Genomic DNA, 23171 nt, shown 5'->3' with positions numbered 1-23171 from the left:
TCACATCGGTACTCGGTGGAGTAATTTTATACTTTATACTTCACCTTGACTGAATAGATTGCGATCGCATTTAGCAATAGACATTTAAAGAATTGGCGTAGATTCTCCCTACAAAGGGTTTCAGATAATGCATATTTAATTTTCACTCCTATGTCTAATCTTCTTGTTACTCAGAACTCTAAGCCAAGGTACTCAGGACTGAGTGTGGTAAAGAGTCTGGGAGCGCCCATTACTTACCCTCAACCTTGGTCAAAGTTGATTTCGCGCTTTGAGTTGCAGATATCGCTCAACTAACTGATCGGCAATTTGATTTGCTGGTGCATCTAGTACTAATACACCTTTTTGTTTTAGTTGGGCATAAGCCACTTGTCGTTGCATTAATAAATCTAGTGACACTGCACGGGCATAAGCACTTGTAACATCATCGGTGAAGGTGTTTGCTAGACGATCAACTTGCGGATCTCGCAGAGTAACGCAAAAGGGGAGATAGCGGGGCGCTAGTTTGGAGAGTGCGGCTAGGAGTTCTGTAGAGGCAGTGACATCAACTAAATCGGTAATCACTACTACCAGCGCCCTTCGAGTTTGTCGCTGCAAAACATTTGTCACTGCCCCCAAATAATCAGATTCCAATAACACTGGTTGAATGGGAGTCAGGCGATCAATTAGCTGATTCAGATGATGTTGACCGCGTTCTGGGGGAATCCACGTATGCATCTGGCGGTCAAATACACCAACACCCACGCGATCGCCTCGATGTAAACCTGCCAAAGCTAAGGATAAAGTTGCATTTAAACCCCAGTCAAATCGCTGCAAACTCTGCACTTTTGCTGTCATCAAACGTCCGCGATCGAGTAATATCAGTAATGTTTGTTCCTGTTCTGGTTCTAGAACTCTCACCAGTGGCATAGCATTACCATAAGCGCCAACCCGACGGGCAGTAGCTTTCCAATCAATAAACCGCAAATCGTCACCGGTGCGATAGTTTCGCAGTTCGGCAAACTCTGTACCAATACCAGTTTTGCGAGATTGGCGCATTGAACCCGATGATTGCAGTGTCAGACGAATTGTGAGCGATCGCAATCCGACTAAATCAGGATAAACTTTCACTGGCAGACTTTGAGGGATTTGCCAATCATCCCAAGCTAATCCCCAAATCCCCAATTGTCGAACTTGGATATTTCCCCAAGGAAACTCTCCGCGCTGTGTCGGGTGGACGGTATACGTCAATTCCTCCGTGCTGTTACTGGGAATAATCGCATTTAGTGCAGGTGCAGAAACGCCAAATCCCGTTGGGTAATAGTCGCGGATTTCAATTTGGGCGTTGGTCTTTGGCGATGTCACCTTCAGCACCACGGGATTATCCCGCCCAATGGATAACCGTGATGGCAACTCGCGGGTAATTTGCACACGAGAACGCCGCACCTGTAAACCATCTACAACCATCAGTCCGAGAACGATGGCATCAAATAGCACAGTGATGGCGATGGCTGCTCTAACGATCAGAAATAAGGATAGGATCGGAGCGATCGCTATACCCAAAACCAATAATAAATAAACTCGTTTGGAAGGAACCATTTTTTAGAGCGAGAAGATAAGTTAAAGCGGGAATAGGACAGAAATTTTATGAAAGTTTACGAAATTCAAAGCAACGCCGGGATTGATGCCCTAGCGTTAGTCGATCGCCCCCAAGCAAAACCCGCAGCTGGACAAGTTCTGATTCAAATCAAAGCAATATCCTTAAATTACCGCGATCTGCTTGTTATTGAAGGAGCTTACAGTACTCGACAGAAATATCCGTTAATTCCGGTATCTGACGGTGCAGGGGAAGTGGTGGCGGTGGGGGAAGGTGTGACACGGGTAAAAATAGGCGATCGCGTGGCTGGTATTTTCTTCCAAGACTGGATTTATGGCTCTTTAACTAAAGAGAAAATGAAATCCGATCTCGGAGGCGGTATCGATGGAATGCTGGCTGAGTATGTTGTATTACACCAAGATGGTTTAGTGATATTACCTGAATACTTATCCTATATTGAAGGTGCAACTTTACCTTGTGCAGCAGTTACAGCTTGGCACGCACTAGTGACAAAAGGCAATATTGGCGCAGGTGATAGTATTTTATTACTCGGTACTGGAGGAGTTTCAATTTTTGCTCTCCAGTTTGCTAAGATACATGGTGCGAGAGCAATTATTACTTCCAGCAGTGATGAAAAGTTGGCACGGGCGAAACAACTTGGTGCTGACGAGACAATCAACTATAAAACAACACCAGATTGGGAAAAGCAAGTTTATCAATTAACCAATCGCATCGGTGTAGATCATGTAGTTGAGGTAGGCGGTGCAGGTACTCTACCAAAATCGCTACAAGCAGTCCGCATTGGAGGACGTATTAGTTTGATTGGCGTATTGTCAGGTAGAGGAAATGAGATTGACCCCATGCCAATACTTTTTAAGAGTTTAACAGTTCAGGGAATTTATGTTGGCAGTCGCGAAATGTTTGAGGCGATGAATCAGGCGATGCAACAACATCAAATTAAACCGATTATTGATCGAGTTTTCCCTTTCACTGAAGCACGAGAGGCTTATCATTACCTCAAAAGCGCGGCTCACTTTGGAAAAGTCGTAATTCGTAATTCGTAATTCGTAATTCGTAATGACGCTCCTACGTCGCTAACGCTGCGCTAACGTAATTCGTAATTCGTAATTAACTCGTTCCCATGCTCCGCGTGGGAATGCATTTATTGAGGCTCTGCCTCAAGTCTAAAGAGGCGGAGCCTCCAGAACCCATTCCTTGGCAGAGCCAAGAAACGAGAGGATAAATTTATTTAAGGGAACTCCAAGAAATAAATTATCCAATATTGTGGGGTGGGCATCTTGCCCGCCCAGTCCATAAGGCGGGCGAGACGCCCACCCCACAAGAAGTAATTGGATATTTTTTATTTGGAAGTCCCTAAACAGCAGCGAGAGTAGGCGCAGCGAATTTAGCATACCGCTCGATGTAGAATTCCTTAGAATGAGCGATCGCTTTCACAGACTCACGCTGTTTCAAAGCATGTTTCCACTGACGTACACGGGTAAATTGCTCTGGTATTCCAAAGCCACGATACTGCTTGAGTGCAGCCCAGCGCTCAAACCAGGGGAAGTAGGTGAAATCGACCAAACTAATGGATTCACCAAACCAGTAAGGGCCTTCTTTTGATAGCTTTGCTAAACCTTCGTTTTCAATGAATTCCAGGTGTTTGTATAGTTCCTGTTTAGCTTCTTCTTGTTTTTGGGGATCTGAACTCCGCAACAGGGTAGAAAAAGCGGGAACGAACCTGGTGTTGGCAAAATCGATCCAGATGCGAGCCTGTGCCTTAGCAATGGGGCTGTTGGGTAATAGTGGTGGATTGGGAAATACCTCATCAAGATATTCGTTAATTACCGCAGACTCCCAAACTCGGTTATCGCCATGAGCGATCGCAGGTACTTTACCATAGGGGGAAACTTTGGTAAACCCTTCCGGCTTATTCTGCAAATCAATCTCAATCAAATCAAAGTCGATGCCTTTCTCTTGGAGTACCAAGCGGGTACGGTGAGCATAAGGACAAACAACTGCACTGTATACTTTAATTTCAGCCATGTTTAAGTACCTTGGTAAATAGGACTTGTTAATCGCCATTGGGAATTGAATTTTCATCCAAAATCCCAAATCTTAAATTGTTAGTGTCACAAAATCCTTTTTGAGGCGGGTGTAGCGTGAAAAATTCTTGACACTAACCAAATTTTGAAATTTGATTACTAGTGGTCTGTCCATTAAATTTGAGGGTTAAGAGAACGAACCGCATTCGCGCAGCGTCTCGTTAGAGAAGGACGCAAAGAGCGCAAAGGTTGTCTCCCCTGCCTTCTGCCTTCCCCTAAAGCCAGGGAATTTCTTCAGGTGCATAACGGAAGGCGCGAAAGACTGTATTTTGTTCTCCACTAGTTACGGGCGACTTCTCACCGGGAATATTTCTAACTGCAAAGTGGGGATTGATGTATTCCCAAACAATTTCACCTGTAACTGTCACCTCGAATATTCGACCATAAGCACCTTCTGTAATCAAGGTATTGCCATTCGCTAAACGTTGCGCTCCTGATATGTAAGAACTAAAGAAATTTTGGGGCGGGTTGTCCTTGTATTCCCAAACTATCTCTTTGGTTTGGCGGTTCACCTCAATCACACGGGAGAAATTGAGAGCGATGTTACGACGATGTGCGCCATTGTCGAAAATCAAGATATTACCGTTAGCGAGTTCGTTCGGGAAGTGCTGCTGTGCTAGCACGTCATCACCTAACGTCCAGATGATTTCTCCGGTTTTGCGATCGATAATGACAACTGTAGAGATATTGCGAAAGCTGACTATAATGTTGCCATCAGCGAGTTCACCCACAGTATTCCCATGAGTCCATTCATGTCGATGATCCTGGGGTGTAATGGTAAATATATCTGGATCGAGGTGTTCGTGAGCGTGCCAAGTCCAAACAATTTCGCCTTCTGGAGTCACCTCATAAAGCACATCAGCATATATCTCACCATTTGGTTCTGTACCTGGTACACCGCCTTTGATGCGGGGAACTAACGACTGAGGTATTTTTTCAATGGCGAGTATTATTGTGTTGCCATTGGCTAGTCTGCGTCCATCATGATGATGATCTGGATGCTTATATTCCCAGATAATATTTCCTTTGGGATCTGCTTCTAAAACAACGCCACTTTTGAATGCAGCCCACAAAGCAAAACGTAGTGGTTCTTCTGGTGGAGTCTTACCGTTATAAAAGAGGTTGCCATTGGGCAAAAGATAACCATATAACCCTGGTGGATAAGGCAGATTCCACTGGTGTACTACTTCTCCTTCTAGGTTCAGGAGGTAGACTTCACCTTGCCCTGTTAGAGGTGTGAAAAGTGTGTATCCTTTGAATACTTTTTCGGGATTATAAGCTCTTAAACCAGTACCCCGACGACGAATAGTATTTTGATCAACTGATGTTGCTGGAAAAGTCATATTTTACCTAATATCTAGTTTTGAATCTAAGAACTCGGACAGAGTGCATCACGCACTTCTACTCGTTTCTGAACAATTCCCTGTTTGTATATCCAATCAGCAGCACTCTGTAAATCAGCAATTACTTTTGGTTCTAAGGGAAGCACTCCATCAACAGGTCGGCGTTCAAATGTACGCTTTACAACTTCAGGCGGTAATCCTGATACTTTTTGGTATACTTTTTGATTCTCCTGGGGATTTTTATTTAGCCATTCAGCTTCTTTAGCAAGAATTGCAATAACTTCCCTAATCGCCTCAGATTTTTGTTTTAGTGCATCTCTATCCACCATATAAAGGGAGTAATGCGGAACTTGTGCAGGTAAAGGAATTTGGCGGGCATTGTATTTAAGTTCAGCAGTAGCAACCCAAGGGTCCCAAACTGCCCAAGCGGGTAGGGCTTCATCGGGTTTCATGTAAACGCGACTTACTTTCTCTTTGGGAATATTTTCTTTTTCTAATAGTTTCAATAGCAAATGTTCGCTGATTCCACCTCGATTTACAATGACTTTTTTACCAATCAAATCATCGAATTTCCGAATGGGGGAATCGGCATGAACTACAATCCCTTCTGAGTTACGATTAGCCGGTCGGTAGGCAATGATGCAAGCATTAATCCCACCAGATAAAGCAGATAAACCAGCAATATCGCCACCTGCTCCTAAATCAGAACTTTTAGCATTGATTGTTTCTAATACAGGTGCAAATGATGGAAATGTACCAACCCATTCAATCTTTATATTCTTGGGAGTTAGTTCACGCTCTAAAGTGCCGCGTTCTTTTGCGATCGCAGACAAACTTCCTTTAATATAACCAATGCGAACTACTGTCTGTTTTTCAGGTGCAGAATCTTGTGCTGTTGAGGAACTTTGACTCTGGTCACTCACAGGTTTTACTGTAGAATTGGCAGAGTTCGTCGGGCTACATCCAGAAACCATCAAACTCAAGCCAGATTGCGCTACCAATAGCCAGATGAGTGCTTTGGTTGAACCCTGTTGACCAACTCGAAGCAAACTTTTTAAGTTACACAACAAATAAGAATTTTGAAATTTACTCGTCAATGATTTACTGCTCCATAAAACTAAGATAATTCCAGACAAACTGGAAATTGATTAATGAGAGCCAGAGGCTCTAGGAAGGCGTTACCAGGCTGGAGCCTGGTAACGAGGGAAAAACTCAGGCTTGCGCCGTTTATAAGTTAGTTCGGTAATTCACCACTCATTACTCATTACTCAGCACTCATTACTCATCACTCCTATGGTGCTGGATTTGGTGACTGAGCATGAACTATATCCAACTCTTCCAAAATGTCTTTGTTGAGAACTACATCCACACTTTCCAGATTCTCTTTGAGTTGTTCCAGTGTGGTAGCACCAATAATTGTGCTAGGCACAAACCAACGACTCCGCACGAATGCCAAAGCTAGATGTGCTGGACTTAGTTGATGGCGCTTGGCAATTTCCACATAAGCTTCTACTGCTTGACTGACTTTTGGTTTCAAATAGCGCTGACCAAAATTTTCAAACAATGTGACTCTTGCTTTCTCTGGTTTGCCATTTAGGTATTTGCCAGTCAAGTAGCCAAATCCTAAAGGACTATAAGCTAGTAACCCAATTTCTTCGTGATAAACTGCTTCTGCTAAGGCTCCATCAAATACTCGATTTAGCAAGTTGTAAGCATTTTGAATCGAAACAACTTTGGGCAATCCTAATTGTTTAGCAGCGTTACTAAATTGGGCGACTCCCCAAGGGGTTTCATTACTCAAACCAAGATAGCGAATTTTCCCTGCCTTAATTACGTCATCAAAAACTGCTAGCTGTTCAGTTATGGGAACCGTTTCTCCTACCTGAGTTGGATCGAACACCGTTTGCCCAAACCTTGGCACATAGCGATCGGGCCAATGGATTTGGTACAGATCGATATAGTCTGTCTGTAATCTTTTTAGACTATCATCTACAGCTTGTTTGATATTATCACGATCAATTGCTTTGGCTCCACCACGTACCCATTTAAAGCCTCGACCAGGGCCAGCAATTTTAGTAGCTATAATAAGTTGCTCTCTTTGTTGACGTTTTAACCATTCCCCGATATAAGTTTCAGTTAAGCCATAGGTTTCGGCACTCGTTGGCACAGGGTACATCTCTGCCGCATCAATAAAATTGACTCCTTGGGCAATAGAATAATCTAGCTGCTCGTGGGCTTCTTCGATAGTATTTTGTTGTCCATAAGTCATTGTGCCCAGACAAATTTCTGAAACCTTTAAGTCACTCTTGCCAAGTTGGTTATACTTCATATTCTTGTATTAGTCTTAGGTAAAAAACGTGGTTTTTAGATAATCTACCACACAAAGTTTATTCTAAAATAATTTCCTGTTTAATATAAATTTGACGTAGCAAGCTTTCTATTTTTGGCAATTGTTTGTAAAACATAATTGAGCCAGTAACACAACACAATGCGCCAAAAATTAAAGCAGTTTTTGCATCTGTTATACTTGCTAATCCACCTATAAATAAATTGCCGAAAGGTATGATTCCCATTACAGACATATTATAGAGACTCATAATTCGACCTCTTTTTTCATCGTCTGATATTGTTTGTAGAACAGCATTACTTGATGAGTATTCTAAGATATAGCTACAGCCAATTACTGGGATGGTAATTAAAGAAAACCAAAAACTCTTTGATAGTGAAAAAGTAATTAGTGCTATGCCAAATATAGCTGGTGCAATCGCAATAATTTTTTCAAGTCCTCTTGCAGTTCTTCGATAACTCAAATAAATACCACCACATAATGCTCCAAGTCCTGATGCTCCTGTCAAATAACCGAGAGTGCTAGAATCTCCATGCAGAATTTCCACAGCAAAAACAGGCATAATTCTGAGATACGGCATTCCCATAAAACTGAATAATGCTATCAATAGCAAAATTGAGCGAATAGGCAAAAGTTCGTATGCATAAGTAAAGCCTTCTTTGAAATTTTTTAAGATATTATTCTGATGATTTATTTGTCTGATTACTGGCTTTTCAAGCTGAATTGCTAATAAAGCTAAAATTACAGCAATATAACTAATACCATCAATTAAAAAACAGTGCCCAGGGAAAAGATTAGCAATTATAATACCTGCGATCGCTGGAGCTATTATCCGCGAACCACTAAGTAAAGAAGAATAGAGAGCCGTTGCATTAGTAATATTATCATTTTTGTTTTCAATTATGTCCATGATGAAAGCATAGCGAGCAGGTGTCTCAACACTACTAAGAAAACCTTGCAATATACTTGAAACAATAATGTGCCAGATATTAATTGCCCCTGTTAAGGCAAACATTGCTAAAATTAGTGAAACAATCATCATCGTAATTTGCACAGCAATTAAAATATTACGTCGATTAGACTGCTCTATCCAAACACCCGCTAAAGGACTAATTATCAAATGAGGAAATTGGCTGATAAAGCCAAGTAATCCTAGCAAAGCTACTGAATGTGTTAAATAATAAACTAGCCATGCAATGGTAGTTTCTGTCATAAAACTACCAACCATAGATAACATTTGCCCGCTAAAAAATAGACGATAATTCCTGGAATTGAAAGACTGTAAAGTTTGCATTACACTCATTTTCAGTCGATATTCATCATATAGCTTTTGTCATACAACTCTTTTGTCTCAAAACTACAGTCGTCTGGCAATAAACCAATACAAAACTATCAGCAAAATCTTTATTTGCTAATACGACGTTAAATTGATACACGGCAAGTATTTAATGGACGCAGTGAACCGCCAGATAAGTAAGCTAGCTTGGAGTAATAAAAAATCTGAAATTGTAGTAAAAAATACTTGCTTTTATTGAGTTTTTGTGAATTCGACTTTTTCAGTCTAAGCATATACTACGATAAATGGACTGATTTACCGTAGTATACCAAAAAGTCTTCAGATTCTTCTAAAATTAAAACTTAATAAATATTGATACAGGATATGACCAATGACTAATTTTATTTTTTCTTAATTTTGCTACCAAAAAAACCTTTTAAAAGAACCGTGATATAAAATATACTAAGAATAAATACAGAGAACGACCAAGTAGTTCTCTGTGAGTACTCATTTTTTCATATAAAGGGGCGAATTATGGAATATCTTGCTTATTCCCAAATGTTTATTGCTCAAGAAGAGGCATCTGGAAACCCTAAGTATCCTAAGTATAATCTCCCTAAACCTCAATTCAATTGGAAAAAACTACTTAAATCTTCGGCTTGGTTAGCTTTAGCTGGTGTTGGTGTATTACTTGGTGCTGTCAGCCAAATTCAAATGAGTTCGGCTGCTTATGTAAAAACTAACGGCAGTTGTTTACGTATCCGTACAGGCCCAAGTACCAACTACTCTTATGTGGACTGTGTATCAAATGGGGCAACACTTCCAGAGATTGAAAGGTATGAAAACGGTTTTGCTAGGCTTTCTACGGGTAGATACGTTTTTGCCCGATGGATTGGTGATAAACCTAACAACCCTCCTGTGACTAAACCTGGTGGTGTTGGTGGTTCGGTGATTCTTACCCCTGGTTCTAAAGGTCAGCTAGTCAGAGATGTTCAAACAGCTTTAGGCAATCTCACAGTTGATGGAATTTATGGTCAAGAAACTGTTAGCCGAGTCCGAAGCTTTCAGCAAAGTAAAGGTCTACTTGTAGATGGTGTTGTGGGGCCAGAAACTCGATCTGCTTTGGGTATTTAGCTAGAAGCCATCCTTGGAAAATCCTCTTTCCGAGTTTTAGTTGTTTTCTGGCGCGATCGAGAGAAATCATAAATCAGGAACTTAAATTAAAACTTCGCACTGTCTCGCCCGTCATCAGGCGGGCAAGATGACCTCACCACACAAGAACTGGTAAAAATGAAAAACCGGGATCAAAACCGATTTTATGCAACCTGAAAAACAGAAATTTTGCACTTAGTTTAATCCACGTTCCTAAGTTGATGTTTCTGATGAAATACCCAAGTAATTTTGCACAATCTGCAAAATGCGCTCTGCTGCATGACCATCCCCAAAGGGATTGATTGCATTTGCCATCGTTTCATAGGCATCTGAGTCACTGAGTAACTCAGCCGCAGCTGCAAAAATATTCTCACTTGTAGTGCCTACAAGTTTGGCTGTACCAGCTGTAACAGCCTCCGGCCTTTCGGTAGTGTCTCTCAAAACCAGTACTGGTTTTCCCAAACTGGGGGCTTCTTCTTGCAAGCCACCAGAGTCAGTCAGCAAAAGATGCGATCGCCCAATTGCTGCCACCAATTCACCATAATCTAGAGGTTCTGTCAAGAAAATTCGGGGATGTTTCCCTAAAAGTTCCTGCAACGGGACTCGCACTGTGGGATTGCGGTGCAATGGTAAGAGCAAAGCTGTATCAGGAAACTTGTCTAAAATTTGTAAAAAGCCCTCTGCGATCGCTTCGAGAGGTTCTCCCCAATTCTCCCGACGATGCACTGTTGCTAACAGAACCCGATATGATTCCCAGTCTAAACCTGGTACATTACAAACTACTTGGGTTGCCGCGACATTCAACAAGGCATCAATTACCGTGTTACCTGTCATGTGAATTTCACCCAAAACACCAGAACGATGCAAATTTTCCACAGCCCAAGGAGTCGGCGCAAAGTGCAACTGAGTAATTTGAGAAATCAACCGCCGATTAGCTTCTTCTGGGTAAGGATTGAATATATCATCAGTTCTTAACCCTGCTTCTACGTGACCAATAGGGATTTTTTGATAAAAAGCTGCCAAAGCTGCCGCAAAAGCCGTGGTAGTATCTCCCTGCACGATTACTAAATCTGGTTTTTCCACCTTGAATAAGGCTTCTAAGCCTTGTAAACTCCGGCAGGTAATATCATTCAGAGATTGCTGAACCTGCATAATTTCCAAGTTATAATCTGACTTGATATTAAACAGTTGCATAACTTGCTCAACCATCTCCCGATGCTGTCCAGTTAGAATTACTTGCAACTCAAAACCTGAATACTTCTGGAAAACCTGAATCACCGGAGCTAGTTTAATCGCTTCTGGGCGAGTACCTAAGATAATGCAAACGCGTTTTTGATTAGTCATTAGTTATTGGTCATCTGTAATTTGCCAATGGTTATAGTCAATGTTCTTTGCTCAATAGTCAAGAGTGGGCGGTCAATCATCACACAAACCATAAATTTAACAATTCAAAATTCAAAATGACGCTCGCGGACTCGCTAACGCTGCGCTAACAAAATTCAAAATTAAAGACATTTCAGACGGGGATTTAGCGAGAAACGAGGTCTTGGGCTTTGCCCAAGTGGAGCGATTTCTCAAGACAAACCCCGACTGAAATGGTTGCTACATATAGATTGCAGGTTCTTAAACCCTTTAATTTACGATAAAATCATAAATCACACAAGATATAAAAAAACCCGGCTTCACCGGGCAAATGCACTGTTTATCAAATTTAACTGTAATGACTATATGACTATCTGACTTTTCACGGTATCTGGAAAACCTCTCTCTAAATCTCTCTCCTAAAAGGAGAGAGACTTTGAATATTCCCCCTTCCCTCGTAGGGAAGGGGGTTAGGGGGTTAGGTTTTTCGTGGCTTTTCCACATAACGTGAAAAGTCAGATATGACTATATCTTGATCTCAAAAATGAAAAAACCCGGCTTAACCGGGCAGACGCACTGTTTGTCAATTCACTTGTAATGACTATTTAATCTCACAAGTTAGAGGGCAAGCAGCGTAGACAGTAGTCTGCGTTTGGTCTGCCTCTCCATGCAGCCAGCTTAACCATTTAACTTCACTAGGATGAACTCCTTTAACAGTTAGCACACCCGCAGCCAATATAACTGCCATGACATTAAACATGATTAAAGCACCAGCTACCAGCAAAACCGCACTAACAGGCATCACCGATTGCAAGATAATCGACAACAGACACCCGACCGTAGCCATCAAGACAACTAGTGGAAAACCCACAACTAACAAACATACTGCTAATGTAAAAGTCCATATTAAAAAGCTTTTAATCATCAACAAGGAGTCGGTCTTTCCTAGATTAGAGCTTTGAGCAGAAACCATGACTTTTCCTCCCAAAATACAGAGCATATTTTAATTTCAGTCATATCTCGCTTTTTGCGAGTAAAACTGAATTCTTTCAGTGAAATTCAGTATATAAAAACTAATAGGAAAAATGAGCATTTGTTTACTAAAGTTTACAGTTAATTTTTTGTAATTATGGATATAAACTCAAGTTTCTATCTATTAAAAAAACTTGTTTGCTGCATCTATCTTGAGATATATAACCTAAAAGATGTGAGCTTTTAACCTTGATCCCCACGATATCGCTTCGATTCAACTTAACATTTCTTATAAAAATTAGTAGTGGTTCTCATAATTCCTAGATGGGCTGAATAAATGATCTGCCAGTATTTGTGCTGTTAATTGCTGGCAATTCGTGTCCATACCTGAAATAAATTTCTCATCTAAATCCTAATAAAATTTACCTTGAAAATAAAGTATTAAAAATCACTTTTAAATCAGTGTATATTTGCTGAGGTGTTTTGAGTCCTTGCGTGTGTTAAACCAGGTTAGATAAGTTAAATAATTTATCTAAATTTTCTAATTAGTGGAATCTCAGGAAAAAAAGATACCAATTGAGGTGGATTAAATGGATTGACCGTGGTTCTAGAGTTTCAATCGTCTTACATCACTGCTAAAGCTTGCAGACAAGCATTTTTCAAAAGTCATCAAAGCAAGTTACTTGACTTCTCGTTAATTCAACTTTTTAACTGCCAAATGTGAAGATATATGACAGAATCACAGTCTCCATTAACTACTAACTCTGCTCCCGCACGTAACCTACCACCAATGCCGCCGCCACCACCGCCAATCCCAACCGTTAGTACGCCGCGGCAGATGACACAAACACTAGATATGTCAAGTAACCCGCCTGTTGCAGGTCATCGTCCGGGTAGTCCACCACCAATACCAACTTCAGTTCGCCCTCAAAACAGTAAGGGGCCAACTTTAGAGAAGTTAATTAGGGAAGCTTACGACCAGGGATATTCTGACCTTCACTTGGGAGTAGGTGAAGTACCACGCTTCCGCAGCCGAGGAGAAATTCAATCAATGGATTATCCCGAAACAGATAAAGAAGCTTTTATGAATTGGTTGCGGGAGGTGATGAGTGAGGCGGAAATTCAGCGCTTTGAAGAACACTTAGAATTTGACGGAGCAACTCAATATGATTTTGCTCGCGTGCGGATTAATGTTTTTGGAACTCTTAGAGGGCCTGCAATGGTATTGCGGTTAATTCCTCTGAAAATCTTAACTATGGAACAGTTGAGATTACCTCCAGTTTTTCGGGATATTTGTCATCACCATAAAGGTTTAATTTTAGTAACTGGACCCACTGGTTCTGGTAAATCTACCACAATGGCAGCGATGGTTGACTACATCAATAAGGAGATGGCCAAGCATATCATCACCATTGAAGACCCGATAGAATTTATCCATCAAAGCCGCAAGTCTTTAGTCAAACAGAGGGAAGTGGGAATGCATACCCGGAAATTTGACAACGCTTTGAAAGCAGCTTTGCGGGAAGACCCAGATTTGATTCTGGTAGGGGAAATGCGGGATAAGGAAACAGTTAACACCGCCCTAAAAGCCGCTCAAACAGGTCACTTGGTCATGGGAACCCTGCACACCAATAGCGCTGTCAAAACCATTGAGCGGATTCTCAATCTCTACTCTGGTGATGAACAGGATGCAATGCGGGTGGCAATTTCTGAGTCTTTAGTGGCTGTAATTGCTCAAGGTTTGTGTCGCACAACTGACGGTAAGCGGGCTGCTTTCCATGATGTGCTGATTAATACTGAGGCTATTAAGGAATGGATCAAAGATGGTAAGTATGATGAAATTGGCGAGTTGATGAAACAAGCCAGCTTTGACGGCATGATTACGATGAATCAGTCGTTACTCAATCTCTATCAAGACGGTCGCATCACTGAAGAAACTGCTTTAGAAATGTCGCCAACTCCTAACGAAATGGCGCAGTTTCTCCGAGGTCGGGTTTAGGATTGGGGAATTGGGCAATTCAATTTTAGATTTTGGATTGATGATTTTAGATTGAAATTTAATCCAAAATCCAAAATCTAAAATCTAAAATTATTACTCCCCAATCCCAAATATCTTTGCGATCCTGGTTGCGGTTATAGCTAAGGTAAAAGTAAAAGAGAGAATTTTTTACTTTTAGCTTTCTAACCTCTGTGAATAACTTGACGACAAATAAACTATCTACACCCCAGTTGTTTAAAGGCATTGCCCTATTTACACCTGGAGGAGATTTAATTTACTGCATCGACCCTAGCAAGCAGGGTCGATGGCATTTGCATTTGTGTTCGGCTTTGCAAGAAATTCTAGATTTGCCAGAGCCGCCGCATTTTTTAGTGCCTTGTTATACTGCAACTATTGACAACTGGTTAGATCCGCGCACTCAACAAGTGCGAACTTTTGCTGAAGCTTATCCGGCTGTAATTAGACATCAAGCTTTGCTTAATGCCATTTTTGGCACAGGGGAGTTAGTATGGCAAGCAGCTCCCTGGCAAGAGGGTTTGTGCGATCGCATGGTGTTAACAACTTATCATTCCTCATTCCCGCAGCTTTGGGAGGATCACGATTTAATTGTTCGCCTAGACCTTTCTGAACCTGTGCCAAAATACCACCAACCAGTTATAGTCCAAAAAAAAGAAGCGATCGCACAAGGCTATGTTCTCCGCTTGTTTGTCGCCGGACATAGCAGTACTACTGAACGCATCCTTCAGAATTTACATGAATTATTAGAGCGATCGCTCGGACATCCTTATACTCTAAAGGTGATTGATGTTTTAAGTCATCCAGAACAAGCGGAACTCAATCAAGTTTCTGCAACTCCTACCCTTGTCAAGGTTTGGCCTCACCCAATTCGGCGAATCGTTGGAGAATTGGATCATGTAGAAAAGATTTTACAAATGCTAGCTGCGAAGGAAACATTTTAATTATGGCTAGTATTCACTGAACAAGGCAAAAGTAAAAAATAAAAAGGCACTCATAAAGAAAAAAAATGGTTTGAAGCCCCTAAATTTATTTATGAAATAAAATAAAAACATTTATTTAGAGTGGCGTAGCGCGAGAAATAATACGTCATTATTAAATCCCCTAAATTTATTTATGGGGATTATCTTTTTACTTTTTACTTTTTACTTCTTAAGCACCTATCTATCTTCAAATTTACGAACGCGAAGGAACGCGCTGGTTTTTTCACGGCGGCAATATTTTTTATAACCCTCGTGGAGTAACGACTGATCTAAATTCGATCCTGCAAAGGAATGGGTTAACGAGAATAAAAGTTGTAGTTGAACTATTTCGCGTCAATGGCGGCAAGTCTGGTTTTTACTTGGCTAATATTCAGGAAAAAAAATACTTCTACTGTGGACAAAAATGGGAAGATGTGAAAGCCAAACTGCGATCGCTCGGTATTGGACAAGATGATCCAATGAAGCATTAATATTTTCTACCCACTTTATCGGCTGATGCTTGCAAAGATACAAATTGCAATCAACAGTAGAGATGGAAACGAAGTATCATAGGGATTTGATCTATTGATTATTTAGTATAAAAAAATACAAATTATCGTAACACAGGTAATTTCACATCCAGATTGAGGGCTGTGATATTATGGGAGACTGCTAGATACATTTAGAAAAACTAGAAACTGAATCGATCATGGCCCTCACGCAACTGCGGAAACAAGAAATAATTTCGACCTACCAAGTTCACGAAACCGACACTGGCTCGGCCGATGTCCAAGTTGCCATGCTAACTGAGCGCATTAACCGCCTCAGCGAACATCTCCAGGCAAATAAAAAAGACCATTCTTCCCGCCGAGGATTGTTGAAGCTAATTGGTCAGCGCAAGCGTCTTCTAGCTTATATATCGCAGGAAAGCCGGGAAAAGTATCAAGCTTTGATTGCTCGCCTCGGTATTCGTGGATAGGACTACCGCTTATGTCTGCTGAAGAATCTGAACGCAGTCGCTTGCCCTTTGAACCAAACAAAAAGCGCCAAAAACCCGCAAAAACTCAAAGTAAACCAGCAGCACAGCCAAAGGAATCTGCCAAACAGGCTGGTAGAAAAGCGCCTTACACCAAACAAGAGATGGCAATTCCCCAAGTAGTCAGCCAGCGCATGATTCGACGGGTTGCTGGGTTCTGTGGTGTACCAACAGCTTTGGGCATTAGCGCTCTGGTAGTCAGCTATTTGCTTGCTATCTACTCCGACATCAAACTACCTCCCATCGCCGTGTTATTGGTGAATATGGGATTATTTGGTTTGGGGGTCTTAGGGATAACTTATGGCGTTCTCTCTGCCTCTTGGGATGAAGAAAAAGTTGGAAGTTTGCTGGGTTTTGGTGAATTCAACACCAATTGGGGACGAATGGTGGCAGCTTGGCGCGAAACTCGGCAAAAAAACTTATAACGACCGACGCTCAGGTATTATAGCGGTTCTCGGCCCTTGTGAGGTACAAGAACCCCACCCCCAACCCCTCCCCGCAAGCGAGGAGGGGACTATGATGTAACTTATATGATTAGGAAACGCTATAGATAAGGGAACTCCAAGAAATAAATTATCCAATATTGTGGGGTGGGCGTCTCGCCCGCCCTATGCACTGGGCGGGCGAGACGCCCACCCCACAAGAGTTAATTGGATATTTTTTTATTTGTCAGTCCCTAACTGCGGTATTGGGTCGAATGGCACTAAGAAAAGCTATAAGCTTTGCCCTAACTGGTTAAGAGTCTGGAGGCTGGGAACCCATTCTCGGAGGGCTGCCGCCTCCAGTGGCTTGACCAGAGGCAGCAGCCCCTTGGAATACATTCCCAGTCTGAAGACTGGGAACGAGGTGACACAAGCCTTTCGCCTTTTCTTAGTGCCATTCGGTATTGGGTCAATGAAGAAGTGAATGTTGAAGTTGAAATTTGATAACTTCAATATTACTAATTAAAATAACGCAATTTTTTATACCCTGTATCCAGTTATTTATTCGTAAAACTGCTGACTGAGCGCCATATTTTGTCTATTTATTTTGTAAACAAATTTGATTTTGAACTACTCGTAATTAAGTCGATAGGCAACAATAAAGTTAGCCCATTTACAGAAAATTTTACTCAATTAATAATTAGGAACTTTCAGATGATTATAGTAATGAAAAGTGGTTCCCCAGAGGCGGAAATCAACCGCATTAACGAGGAACTAACTAGCTGGGGGCTAACTCCAGAAAAAATTGTTGGTCAACACAAAGTAGTTATTGGTCTAGTAGGCGAAACCGCCAACTTAGATCCATTACAAGTTCAAGAAGTTAGCCCCTGGATTGAGCAGGTGTTGCGGGTTGAGCAACCTTACAAACGAGCCAGCCGCCAGTACCGCCACGGTGAAGCTTCGGAAGTAGTGGTTAATACTCCCAACGGAGCGGTAGTATTTGGCGAACATCAGCCTTTGGTAGTTGTGGCTGGCCCCTGCTCAGTAGAAAATGAAGAAATGATCGTGGAGACAGCGCGGCGCGTCAAGGCTGCTGGAGCCGCATTTTTACGTGGAGGGGCATACAAACCCCGGACTTCACCTTACGCCTTCCAAGGACACGGCGAGAGTGCTTTGGATTTGTTGGCAAAGGCGCGGGAAGTCAGCGGACTAGGTATTATTACAGAAGTGATGGATGCTGCTGACCTGGATAAAATAGCAGAAGTTGCTGACGTGATTCAGGTGGGGGCAAGGAATATGCAGAATTTCTCCTTGCTCAAAAAAGTGGGAGCGCAGCCGAAACCAGTTCTGTTGAAACGGGGAATGGCGGCTACTATTGAAGATTGGTTGATGGCGGCTGAGTATGTTTTGGCATCTGGTAATCCCAATGTAATTTTGTGTGAACGGGGAATACGCACCTTTGACCGCCAGTATACGCGAAATACGCTAGATTTATCAGTAGTGCCAGTGTTGCGAAAGCTGACTCACCTGCCAATCATGATTGACCCCAGCCACGGCGTAGGTTGGTCTGAGTTTGTGCCTTCAATGGCAATGGCTGCGATCGCAGCTGGTACAGATTCCCTGATGATAGAGGTTCACCCCAATCCTGCCAAAGCTTTATCTGACGGCCCCCAATCTCTTACACCAGACCGTTTCGATAACTTGATGCAAGAATTAGCAGTCATTGGCAAGGCGGTGGGACGTTGGCAGCAACCAGCAGTAGCTCTAGCTTAAAATTTAGTTGCAACCTCTTGATTTAGCAATTTTGAATCATCTGTAAGAAAAAAGATCCCCGACTTCTTCAAGAAGTCGGGGATATGTCGGGTTGTAATTCTTACAAATCAAATAGGATTGCTATAGGCATAAATAAACGAAAGTTTGTAACGGACATCTCCAGAAATTAAATATGCGTTACCCAGAACCCTTGTAGAGACGTAGCACTGCTACGTCTCTACATTCTTTTTCGGAGATGTCTAATCAAGATTTCAGCCCTGATAAATCACAGTGATTATTGGACTTGTGTGGGGAAAGCGCCAGGTTGCACAGCTATGTTAATATTCTGCCCATTGCGACTTAATTCCAGACGTAAATCGCCCCCAACTTGGCTATTTTCTACTGCCTTTTGGACACTGCTGGCATCTGTAACTGCTTGACCGCCAAGCTTTTGGATCACATCACCAGCACGTATCCCGGCTTTCGCTGCTGGGGAATTTGGCATAACTTTCACAACTAATACACCTTTATCTTCACTCACACTCAAACCGCTATTGGGATCTGAGTTGATATTTTGTTTGAGTTGAGGCGTTAACCCCACCATCTGAATTCCCAGATAAGGATGTTGTACTTTACCTGTAGCTATTAGTTGACTAGAAATGTGTTGTACTGTATTTATGGGAATTGCAAAGCCTAATCCTTGCGCCCCTTGAATAATGGCTGTATTCATGGCAATTACCTCGCCACGGGCATTTAGTAGGGGCCCACCAGAGTTACCAGGATTAATCGCTGCGTCGGTTTGAATATACTCGACTCGCTTATCGGGAGCGCCAATTAGATTGCTACTGCGTCCGGTAGCGCTGATAATTCCGGTAGTTACTGTATTATCTAGTCCAAGAGGGTTGCCGATCGCGATCGCCCATTCTCCGGGTTGTAGCTGATCTGAGTTACCCAAAGCTACTAACGGTAGATTATCTGCCTGAATCTTGACAACAGCAACATCAGTCAAGTCGTCTTTTCCTAACACCTTTCCTTTAAAGCTACGCCCATCCTTGAGTGTAACTGTCACCGTATCAGCACCATCGACTACGTGGGCATTGGTGAGAATACGACCATCAGCACTAATAATAAAACCTGAACCAGTACCCCGTTCTACCCGATTTTGTTGTTCTGGTAGTTGAGAACCAAAGAAGCGTTGGAAAATTGGATCGTTAAATTCCTCTGGTAACTGGGTTTTTACCGTTCGTGAAGAGTCAATTCGCACCACGGCTGACCCAACCTTTTGTACCACCTGTGTAACAAAGTTAGGATCTGTACCTGCTGCTAATGGAGGAGCAGCGCTGACTCGACTCACCGCCAAATTAGATGCAGTCTCAGACACCTGCTGAGAATGTCCAGCCATATAGCCACCTGCTAATGTCATACCTGATCCCAGTAGCACCAGCGATAGAGAGGCGGCAGCCTTTTTCCAGGGCGCTCGATTATGGTATTTGGTGTCAGCAGTGTTGGATAAAATGCTATTTGATGGGTTTTCTCCATCGTGAGATTGGTTTTGCATTGCTGTCTGGAAGGATATTTAGATGTATTACTAATGTAGATATTATTTATGACAGTTTTGTTGCGAGGGTATTGCGTTATTGTGAAAGGTTTGGTATTTTACTTACCGAGATTGCTCCTGGTGGCTCTGCCGCCAGTAAAGAGAGGCGGCAGCCCCAAAGACAAGCATTCCCAGTCGGAGACTGGGAACGAGGGAACGAGGGAATCTAAAAGCTAGTTCTAGACTTGCTTTCACGTTAAGTTGACACCAATGCACAGATGTACGCCCCGATCGCGTGTTATATCTATGTCTGAAGGAATAAAATGGCACAGGGTAAAATCTTACTTCAACCTGGTACTTTATGGAAAAGTGTCAAAAAACAGACAGAACATGCTTTGCAATGCGGGGCGTTGCTATCAATACCGACGGAATTTGAATTTGTCGAACAGGATAACGTGCGCTTTTTAGTGCGGATTTTGTCTAACCTGAATCGCAAAAAAGCAGCCGACGAAAAACAGAAAAAACAATCTGTTACGTCTGGTCAAGATTTTAATCCTTTTTTGCCCTACGAAGAAGATTTATTTGTAGCGGATATTTCTGATACTCATTTATGTATTTTAAATAAATTCAATGTTGTTGATTATCACCAGCTAATCATCACCCGTGTCTTTGAGGAACAGGAAAGCTTACTCACCCTGGAAGATTTTGCGGCGATGTGGGCGTGTTTGGCTGATTTCGATGGTCTAGTATTTTACAACAGTGGCAAAACCGCAGGTGCTAGTCAGCGACACAAGCACTTACAATTAGTTCCTCTACCACTTGCATCTTCAGGGCCACAGATGCCTATTGAACCTCTGGTGAAGTCTGCACAATTTCAGAACTCGAATGCAACTTCACTAAAACTTCCTTTTGTACACGCTTTCGCACCACTAAATTCCAATTGGGTACAGTCGCCCTTTACAGGGGCACAAAAAACACTGGAAGTTTATCGCACTTTGCGTCAGGCTGTGGGTTTAGATGCCAAGCAATCTGCTGCTTACAACTTGTTAGCGACACGAGAATGGATGTTGATTGTACCGCGATCGCAGGAGCATTTTCACTCTATCTCTGTAAATTCATTAGGATTCGCTGGTGCTTTGCTAGTGCGAAATGCAGCAGAAATGGAAATTCTCAAAGCTGAAGGGCCGATGACCATCCTCAAAAACGTTGCTGTATTTTAATTACGATTGATGGCTATGGTTTTGACCCTGATTTAGAAGCATTACTAAATAACCAAGATAGCAGATTGGCAACCGTAGCAGCCCCAAAAGAGAACAGCGCAATAATTGCATCACGAGGTAAAACGCCATCTAACCAGCTACCCTGTATTTGAGAAACGGGAAAATTCTGATCTAGACCAATTTGAATTTCTTTAGTTTTCCCAGAGAAGCGGGCTTCTATTCCCTTTTTAGGGACAATTTGAAGATGGCGTATCAGTTCAATATTTAGAGGAGTATCAGGGTTTTCTCCCATGAGAAACTGATTTTGCTTAATGTCCTGTTCTTGTCCTACCATGCGGATTTTACCTTCCACAATAGTAGAAATTTTTAAATCGTCTCTGGCATCTTTACCATTTCTGTCTAAATCTAGAAATTTCACATCTTTGGTTTCTATCTTTTCTCTAAACCATTGTTCTGTTTCATATTTGGGAGCTTTGGCTAAGGTAATATAAATATTGGTATTTTGCGCTATTTCTAAATTAAATTTTTTATTATTGGGATTGACAGTAAATTCTAACGGTGTTTGTTTATCTGGTTGATTTGGTAATTTTGAATCTAGTTCATAGCCTTCTACTATAACTTTGATTGGTTGTTCACCTAAATATAGTTCCAATGTATTTTGGTTGTTTTTTAAGTCTAACTTAGAGTTAGATTGCAGAGAAAACCCAAGCTGATTGCGATAAAAATCATAACTTAATCCAGCTACTTTTGTATTTGGTTGCAGCCGGAGTTCATCTAGGTTGATATCACTTGTTGCTTGCAGATTAGCTGGGGCAATAATCCATCGACTCTCGTTGTCTTTAAGCTGAATTTTTAAGGAATCTAACTGATTAAGTTGTGGCCAAGTTTGGCTTTGAAAACTGCCTGTAAAAGTTACGGTTTGTTTGCCTTCATTTTCTAGTTACTTGATGCCGCGAATATCTTGAAGAAAGAGTTTTGATTGTTCTCCGTTATAAATAAAACTCATTTCTTGAGCAATGATATTCCCTTCAAATGTATGTGTGCCAGGTACAATAGCGGCAAAAGTGATAATAGTCAATACAGCGCTTCCGGCTATTATGCAATACAGTTTTCTGCTTGCCCCTCTCCTATCATTGCTTTCAGCTTTTAGGATGTACCTCATAGCTGCCGGAAGTGCTGTAATAAAAGTAACAGCAACACCAACAATAAATTTTTATAATTTGAAATGGTTCGTAGTAAGCGTTTTAGCACTGATGTGCTTACTACAAACAAAGTAACTAGATATGTCTTCAGAGAATTCACCCATTGGCGAATTTTGATGAAGTTGGGAAACTTTTGTTTGGCTTTTTGCCGAGATGCCATGATTTATTTCAACCAATTTGGGTTATGTTCAAATACAATTCGCCTTTCGATGCGATCGCTAGGTTCATCTCTTCGGTCAATAAAAGCAACATAGTGCAGTTCATAGCGCCCAGATGGGGCATTTCCATCCCAGGTAAAAATAGTTTCACCCTTTTTCGGGTTAGGGCGAGAAGTGCTATAGATTGCTGGTTGACCTTTGGAGAGGATTTCAAAGGTGGTAAATCTTACTCGGTCTTGGGAATAAAAGACAAATTCATACTTACCCGAAGTTTGCCCCAAAATAACTGGAACATACACAGGCTGGGAACCAAGGTTGTAGGATGCCACAGCGCGAAGACTGTTAGCTGGTATTTTTGCTTGCCTGAGAACGTAAGTATCCCAGCTAAAGCTGAAACGCGAACCCTTGTTAGACAATAACAAGTCATCCATTTGATAGTGATAATTATCTCCCAAAGACTCCACTATTACTTGAGGATTTTCACCACCACTGATCTGGGGAATTTGCACCGTGAGGGTTTTGCCAAAATTGGTTAGATTGCGGGTAGCAATGGAAATCAGGCTCAAGCTATTGCCGCTTAATTGTTCTTCTTTGATGCCTTCGCAGCGATTGGGTGGTTTGCGGTGGATATAATCGGTAGATTGGGGGTTTCCTTCTGGGCAAGAAGCAGTAGCAGGAAGATGGCTGATGCTAAGAATTAATAGGCTGGCAAGAATAATTTTATAATTCATAGTTTGT

At 41.8% G+C, this 23171-nt stretch carries 22 protein-coding genes; 8 read left to right on the top strand and 14 right to left on the bottom strand.

Going from position 1 to position 23171, the window contains the following annotated elements; translation table 11 throughout:
* Positions 1 to 249 precede the first annotated feature (249 nt).
* Complete coding sequence (locus tag V7K76_RS16440; RefSeq protein WP_334778924.1) at positions 250 to 1575, bottom strand: DUF58 domain-containing protein; 1326 nt, start codon at positions 1573 to 1575, stop codon at positions 250 to 252.
* Positions 1576 to 1623: 48 nt separating this feature from the next.
* On the opposite strand from V7K76_RS16440, the gene V7K76_RS16435 reads away from it, so the two are divergent.
* Positions 1624 to 2637, top strand: coding sequence for a zinc-dependent alcohol dehydrogenase family protein (locus V7K76_RS16435; RefSeq protein WP_334778925.1), 1014 nt, complete (start codon positions 1624 to 1626; stop codon positions 2635 to 2637).
* Between the two features lie 310 nt (positions 2638 to 2947).
* On the opposite strand, the gene V7K76_RS16430 is transcribed toward V7K76_RS16435, so the two are convergent.
* From V7K76_RS16430 to V7K76_RS16410, 5 genes are all read right to left on the bottom strand, one after another.
* On the bottom strand, positions 2948 to 3619 hold the full coding sequence (locus V7K76_RS16430) for a glutathione S-transferase family protein (RefSeq protein WP_334778926.1): 672 nt from the start codon (positions 3617 to 3619) through the stop codon (positions 2948 to 2950).
* Between the two features lie 274 nt (positions 3620 to 3893).
* On the bottom strand, positions 3894 to 5021 hold the full coding sequence (locus V7K76_RS16425; RefSeq protein ID WP_334778927.1) for an aryl-sulfate sulfotransferase: 1128 nt from the start codon (positions 5019 to 5021) through the stop codon (positions 3894 to 3896).
* Between the two features lie 26 nt (positions 5022 to 5047).
* Positions 5048 to 6118, bottom strand: coding sequence for an ABC transporter substrate-binding protein (locus tag V7K76_RS16420; RefSeq protein WP_334952575.1), 1071 nt, complete (start codon positions 6116 to 6118; stop codon positions 5048 to 5050).
* 194 nt (positions 6119 to 6312) lie between these two features.
* Positions 6313 to 7350, bottom strand: a complete 1038-nt coding sequence (locus V7K76_RS16415) for an NADP(H)-dependent aldo-keto reductase (protein WP_334778929.1) — start codon at positions 7348 to 7350, stop codon at positions 6313 to 6315.
* Positions 7351 to 7408: 58 nt separating this feature from the next.
* Positions 7409 to 8662, bottom strand: coding sequence for an MFS transporter (locus V7K76_RS16410; protein WP_334952571.1), 1254 nt, complete (start codon positions 8660 to 8662; stop codon positions 7409 to 7411).
* A gap of 516 nt (positions 8663 to 9178) precedes the next feature.
* Here V7K76_RS16410 and V7K76_RS16405 point away from each other — a divergent pair.
* Positions 9179 to 9778, top strand: a complete 600-nt coding sequence (locus V7K76_RS16405; protein WP_334778931.1) for a peptidoglycan-binding domain-containing protein — start codon at positions 9179 to 9181, stop codon at positions 9776 to 9778.
* 231 nt (positions 9779 to 10009) lie between these two features.
* Here V7K76_RS16405 and wecB read toward each other — a convergent pair whose 3' ends face one another.
* Complete coding sequence (gene wecB / locus V7K76_RS16400) at positions 10010 to 11140, bottom strand: non-hydrolyzing UDP-N-acetylglucosamine 2-epimerase (RefSeq protein WP_334778932.1); 1131 nt, start codon at positions 11138 to 11140, stop codon at positions 10010 to 10012.
* 619 nt (positions 11141 to 11759) lie between these two features.
* Positions 11760 to 12131, bottom strand: coding sequence for a hypothetical protein (locus tag V7K76_RS16395; protein ID WP_334778933.1), 372 nt, complete (start codon positions 12129 to 12131; stop codon positions 11760 to 11762).
* A gap of 729 nt (positions 12132 to 12860) precedes the next feature.
* Between V7K76_RS16395 and V7K76_RS16390 the strand changes: the two genes are divergently transcribed.
* The 4 genes from V7K76_RS16390 (at position 12861) to V7K76_RS16375 (ending at position 16567) form a co-directional block, all read left to right on the top strand.
* Positions 12861 to 14129: a type IV pilus twitching motility protein PilT gene (locus V7K76_RS16390; protein ID WP_334778934.1), complete on the top strand. Its 1269-nt coding sequence runs from the start codon at positions 12861 to 12863 to the stop codon at positions 14127 to 14129.
* Positions 14130 to 14320: 191 nt separating this feature from the next.
* Positions 14321 to 15088: a circadian clock KaiB family protein gene (locus V7K76_RS16385; RefSeq protein ID WP_334778935.1), complete on the top strand. Its 768-nt coding sequence runs from the start codon at positions 14321 to 14323 to the stop codon at positions 15086 to 15088.
* A 727-nt stretch (positions 15089 to 15815) separates the two neighbouring features.
* A complete protein-coding gene (rpsO, locus tag V7K76_RS16380; protein WP_094343580.1) occupies positions 15816 to 16085 on the top strand; it encodes a 30S ribosomal protein S15 in 270 nt (89 codons plus the stop codon).
* A gap of 11 nt (positions 16086 to 16096) precedes the next feature.
* A complete protein-coding gene (locus V7K76_RS16375) occupies positions 16097 to 16567 on the top strand; it encodes a PAM68 family protein (protein WP_334778937.1) in 471 nt (156 codons plus the stop codon).
* A gap of 288 nt (positions 16568 to 16855) precedes the next feature.
* On the opposite strand, the gene V7K76_RS16370 is transcribed toward V7K76_RS16375, so the two are convergent.
* Positions 16856 to 17077 (bottom strand): hypothetical protein, encoded by a 222-nt coding sequence (locus tag V7K76_RS16370; RefSeq protein WP_334952565.1) that lies wholly within the window; start codon positions 17075 to 17077, stop codon positions 16856 to 16858.
* 201 nt (positions 17078 to 17278) lie between these two features.
* On the opposite strand from V7K76_RS16370, the gene aroF reads away from it, so the two are divergent.
* The gene (aroF, locus tag V7K76_RS16365) at positions 17279 to 18337 is read left to right on the top strand and encodes a 3-deoxy-7-phosphoheptulonate synthase (protein WP_334779283.1); all 1059 of its coding nucleotides are present in this window, start codon (positions 17279 to 17281) and stop codon (positions 18335 to 18337) included.
* A gap of 274 nt (positions 18338 to 18611) precedes the next feature.
* Here the strand turns inward: aroF and V7K76_RS16360 are convergent, their stop codons facing one another.
* Complete coding sequence (locus tag V7K76_RS16360) at positions 18612 to 19874, bottom strand: HhoA/HhoB/HtrA family serine endopeptidase (RefSeq protein ID WP_334779284.1); 1263 nt, start codon at positions 19872 to 19874, stop codon at positions 18612 to 18614.
* Positions 19875 to 20176: 302 nt separating this feature from the next.
* Between V7K76_RS16360 and V7K76_RS16355 the strand changes: the two genes are divergently transcribed.
* Positions 20177 to 21073: an ATP adenylyltransferase family protein gene (locus V7K76_RS16355; protein ID WP_334779285.1), complete on the top strand. Its 897-nt coding sequence runs from the start codon at positions 20177 to 20179 to the stop codon at positions 21071 to 21073.
* 13 nt (positions 21074 to 21086) lie between these two features.
* On the opposite strand, the gene V7K76_RS16350 is transcribed toward V7K76_RS16355, so the two are convergent.
* The 4 genes from V7K76_RS16350 to V7K76_RS16335 all read right to left on the bottom strand — a co-directional run bounded on the left by V7K76_RS16350 (position 21087) and on the right by V7K76_RS16335 (position 23164).
* Entirely contained in the window at positions 21087 to 21725 is a 639-nt protein-coding gene (locus tag V7K76_RS16350; protein WP_334779286.1) for a hypothetical protein, read from the bottom strand.
* Positions 21726 to 22013: 288 nt separating this feature from the next.
* Positions 22014 to 22235, bottom strand: a complete 222-nt coding sequence (locus tag V7K76_RS16345; protein WP_335029871.1) for a hypothetical protein — start codon at positions 22233 to 22235, stop codon at positions 22014 to 22016.
* On the bottom strand, positions 22232 to 22435 hold the full coding sequence (locus V7K76_RS16340; protein ID WP_334779289.1) for a hypothetical protein: 204 nt from the start codon (positions 22433 to 22435) through the stop codon (positions 22232 to 22234). Before V7K76_RS16340 ends, V7K76_RS16345 begins: the two co-directional genes overlap by 4 nt.
* A gap of 3 nt (positions 22436 to 22438) precedes the next feature.
* A complete protein-coding gene (locus tag V7K76_RS16335; protein WP_334779290.1) occupies positions 22439 to 23164 on the bottom strand; it encodes a hypothetical protein in 726 nt (241 codons plus the stop codon).
* Positions 23165 to 23171: the final 7 nt, after the last annotated feature.

The sequence above is a fragment of the Nostoc sp. genome, assembly GCF_036917975.1.
Taxonomy (GTDB): domain Bacteria; phylum Cyanobacteriota; class Cyanobacteriia; order Cyanobacteriales; family Nostocaceae; genus Nostoc.
Note: the sequence above shows the minus strand (reverse complement) of the source record. Positions and strands in the feature narration are given on the sequence as shown.

What these genes read in the sequence shown, in the direction of transcription:
- V7K76_RS16440 (WP_334778924.1), bottom strand. Translation starts at nt 1,575, where the DNA reads ATGGTTCCTTCCAAACGAGTTTATTTATTATTGGTTTTGGGTATAGCG.
- V7K76_RS16435 (WP_334778925.1), top strand. Translation starts at nt 1,624, where the DNA reads ATGAAAGTTTACGAAATTCAAAGCAACGCCGGGATTGATGCCCTAGCG.
- V7K76_RS16430 (WP_334778926.1), bottom strand. Translation starts at nt 3,619, where the DNA reads ATGGCTGAAATTAAAGTATACAGTGCAGTTGTTTGTCCTTATGCTCAC.
- V7K76_RS16425 (WP_334778927.1), bottom strand. Translation starts at nt 5,021, where the DNA reads ATGACTTTTCCAGCAACATCAGTTGATCAAAATACTATTCGTCGTCGG.
- V7K76_RS16415 (WP_334778929.1), bottom strand. Translation starts at nt 7,350, where the DNA reads ATGAAGTATAACCAACTTGGCAAGAGTGACTTAAAGGTTTCAGAAATT.
- V7K76_RS16410 (WP_334952571.1), bottom strand. Translation starts at nt 8,662, where the DNA reads ATGCAAACTTTACAGTCTTTCAATTCCAGGAATTATCGTCTATTTTTT.
- V7K76_RS16405 (WP_334778931.1), top strand. Translation starts at nt 9,179, where the DNA reads ATGGAATATCTTGCTTATTCCCAAATGTTTATTGCTCAAGAAGAGGCA.
- wecB (WP_334778932.1), bottom strand. Translation starts at nt 11,140, where the DNA reads ATGACTAATCAAAAACGCGTTTGCATTATCTTAGGTACTCGCCCAGAA.
- V7K76_RS16395 (WP_334778933.1), bottom strand. Translation starts at nt 12,131, where the DNA reads ATGGTTTCTGCTCAAAGCTCTAATCTAGGAAAGACCGACTCCTTGTTG.
- V7K76_RS16390 (WP_334778934.1), top strand. Translation starts at nt 12,861, where the DNA reads ATGACAGAATCACAGTCTCCATTAACTACTAACTCTGCTCCCGCACGT.
- rpsO (WP_094343580.1), top strand. Translation starts at nt 15,816, where the DNA reads ATGGCCCTCACGCAACTGCGGAAACAAGAAATAATTTCGACCTACCAA.
- V7K76_RS16375 (WP_334778937.1), top strand. Translation starts at nt 16,097, where the DNA reads ATGTCTGCTGAAGAATCTGAACGCAGTCGCTTGCCCTTTGAACCAAAC.
- aroF (WP_334779283.1), top strand. Translation starts at nt 17,279, where the DNA reads ATGATTATAGTAATGAAAAGTGGTTCCCCAGAGGCGGAAATCAACCGC.
- V7K76_RS16360 (WP_334779284.1), bottom strand. Translation starts at nt 19,874, where the DNA reads ATGCAAAACCAATCTCACGATGGAGAAAACCCATCAAATAGCATTTTA.
- V7K76_RS16355 (WP_334779285.1), top strand. Translation starts at nt 20,177, where the DNA reads ATGGCACAGGGTAAAATCTTACTTCAACCTGGTACTTTATGGAAAAGT.
- V7K76_RS16345 (WP_335029871.1), bottom strand. Translation starts at nt 22,235, where the DNA reads ATGAGGTACATCCTAAAAGCTGAAAGCAATGATAGGAGAGGGGCAAGC.
- V7K76_RS16340 (WP_334779289.1), bottom strand. Translation starts at nt 22,435, where the DNA reads ATGGCATCTCGGCAAAAAGCCAAACAAAAGTTTCCCAACTTCATCAAA.
- V7K76_RS16335 (WP_334779290.1), bottom strand. Translation starts at nt 23,164, where the DNA reads ATGAATTATAAAATTATTCTTGCCAGCCTATTAATTCTTAGCATCAGC.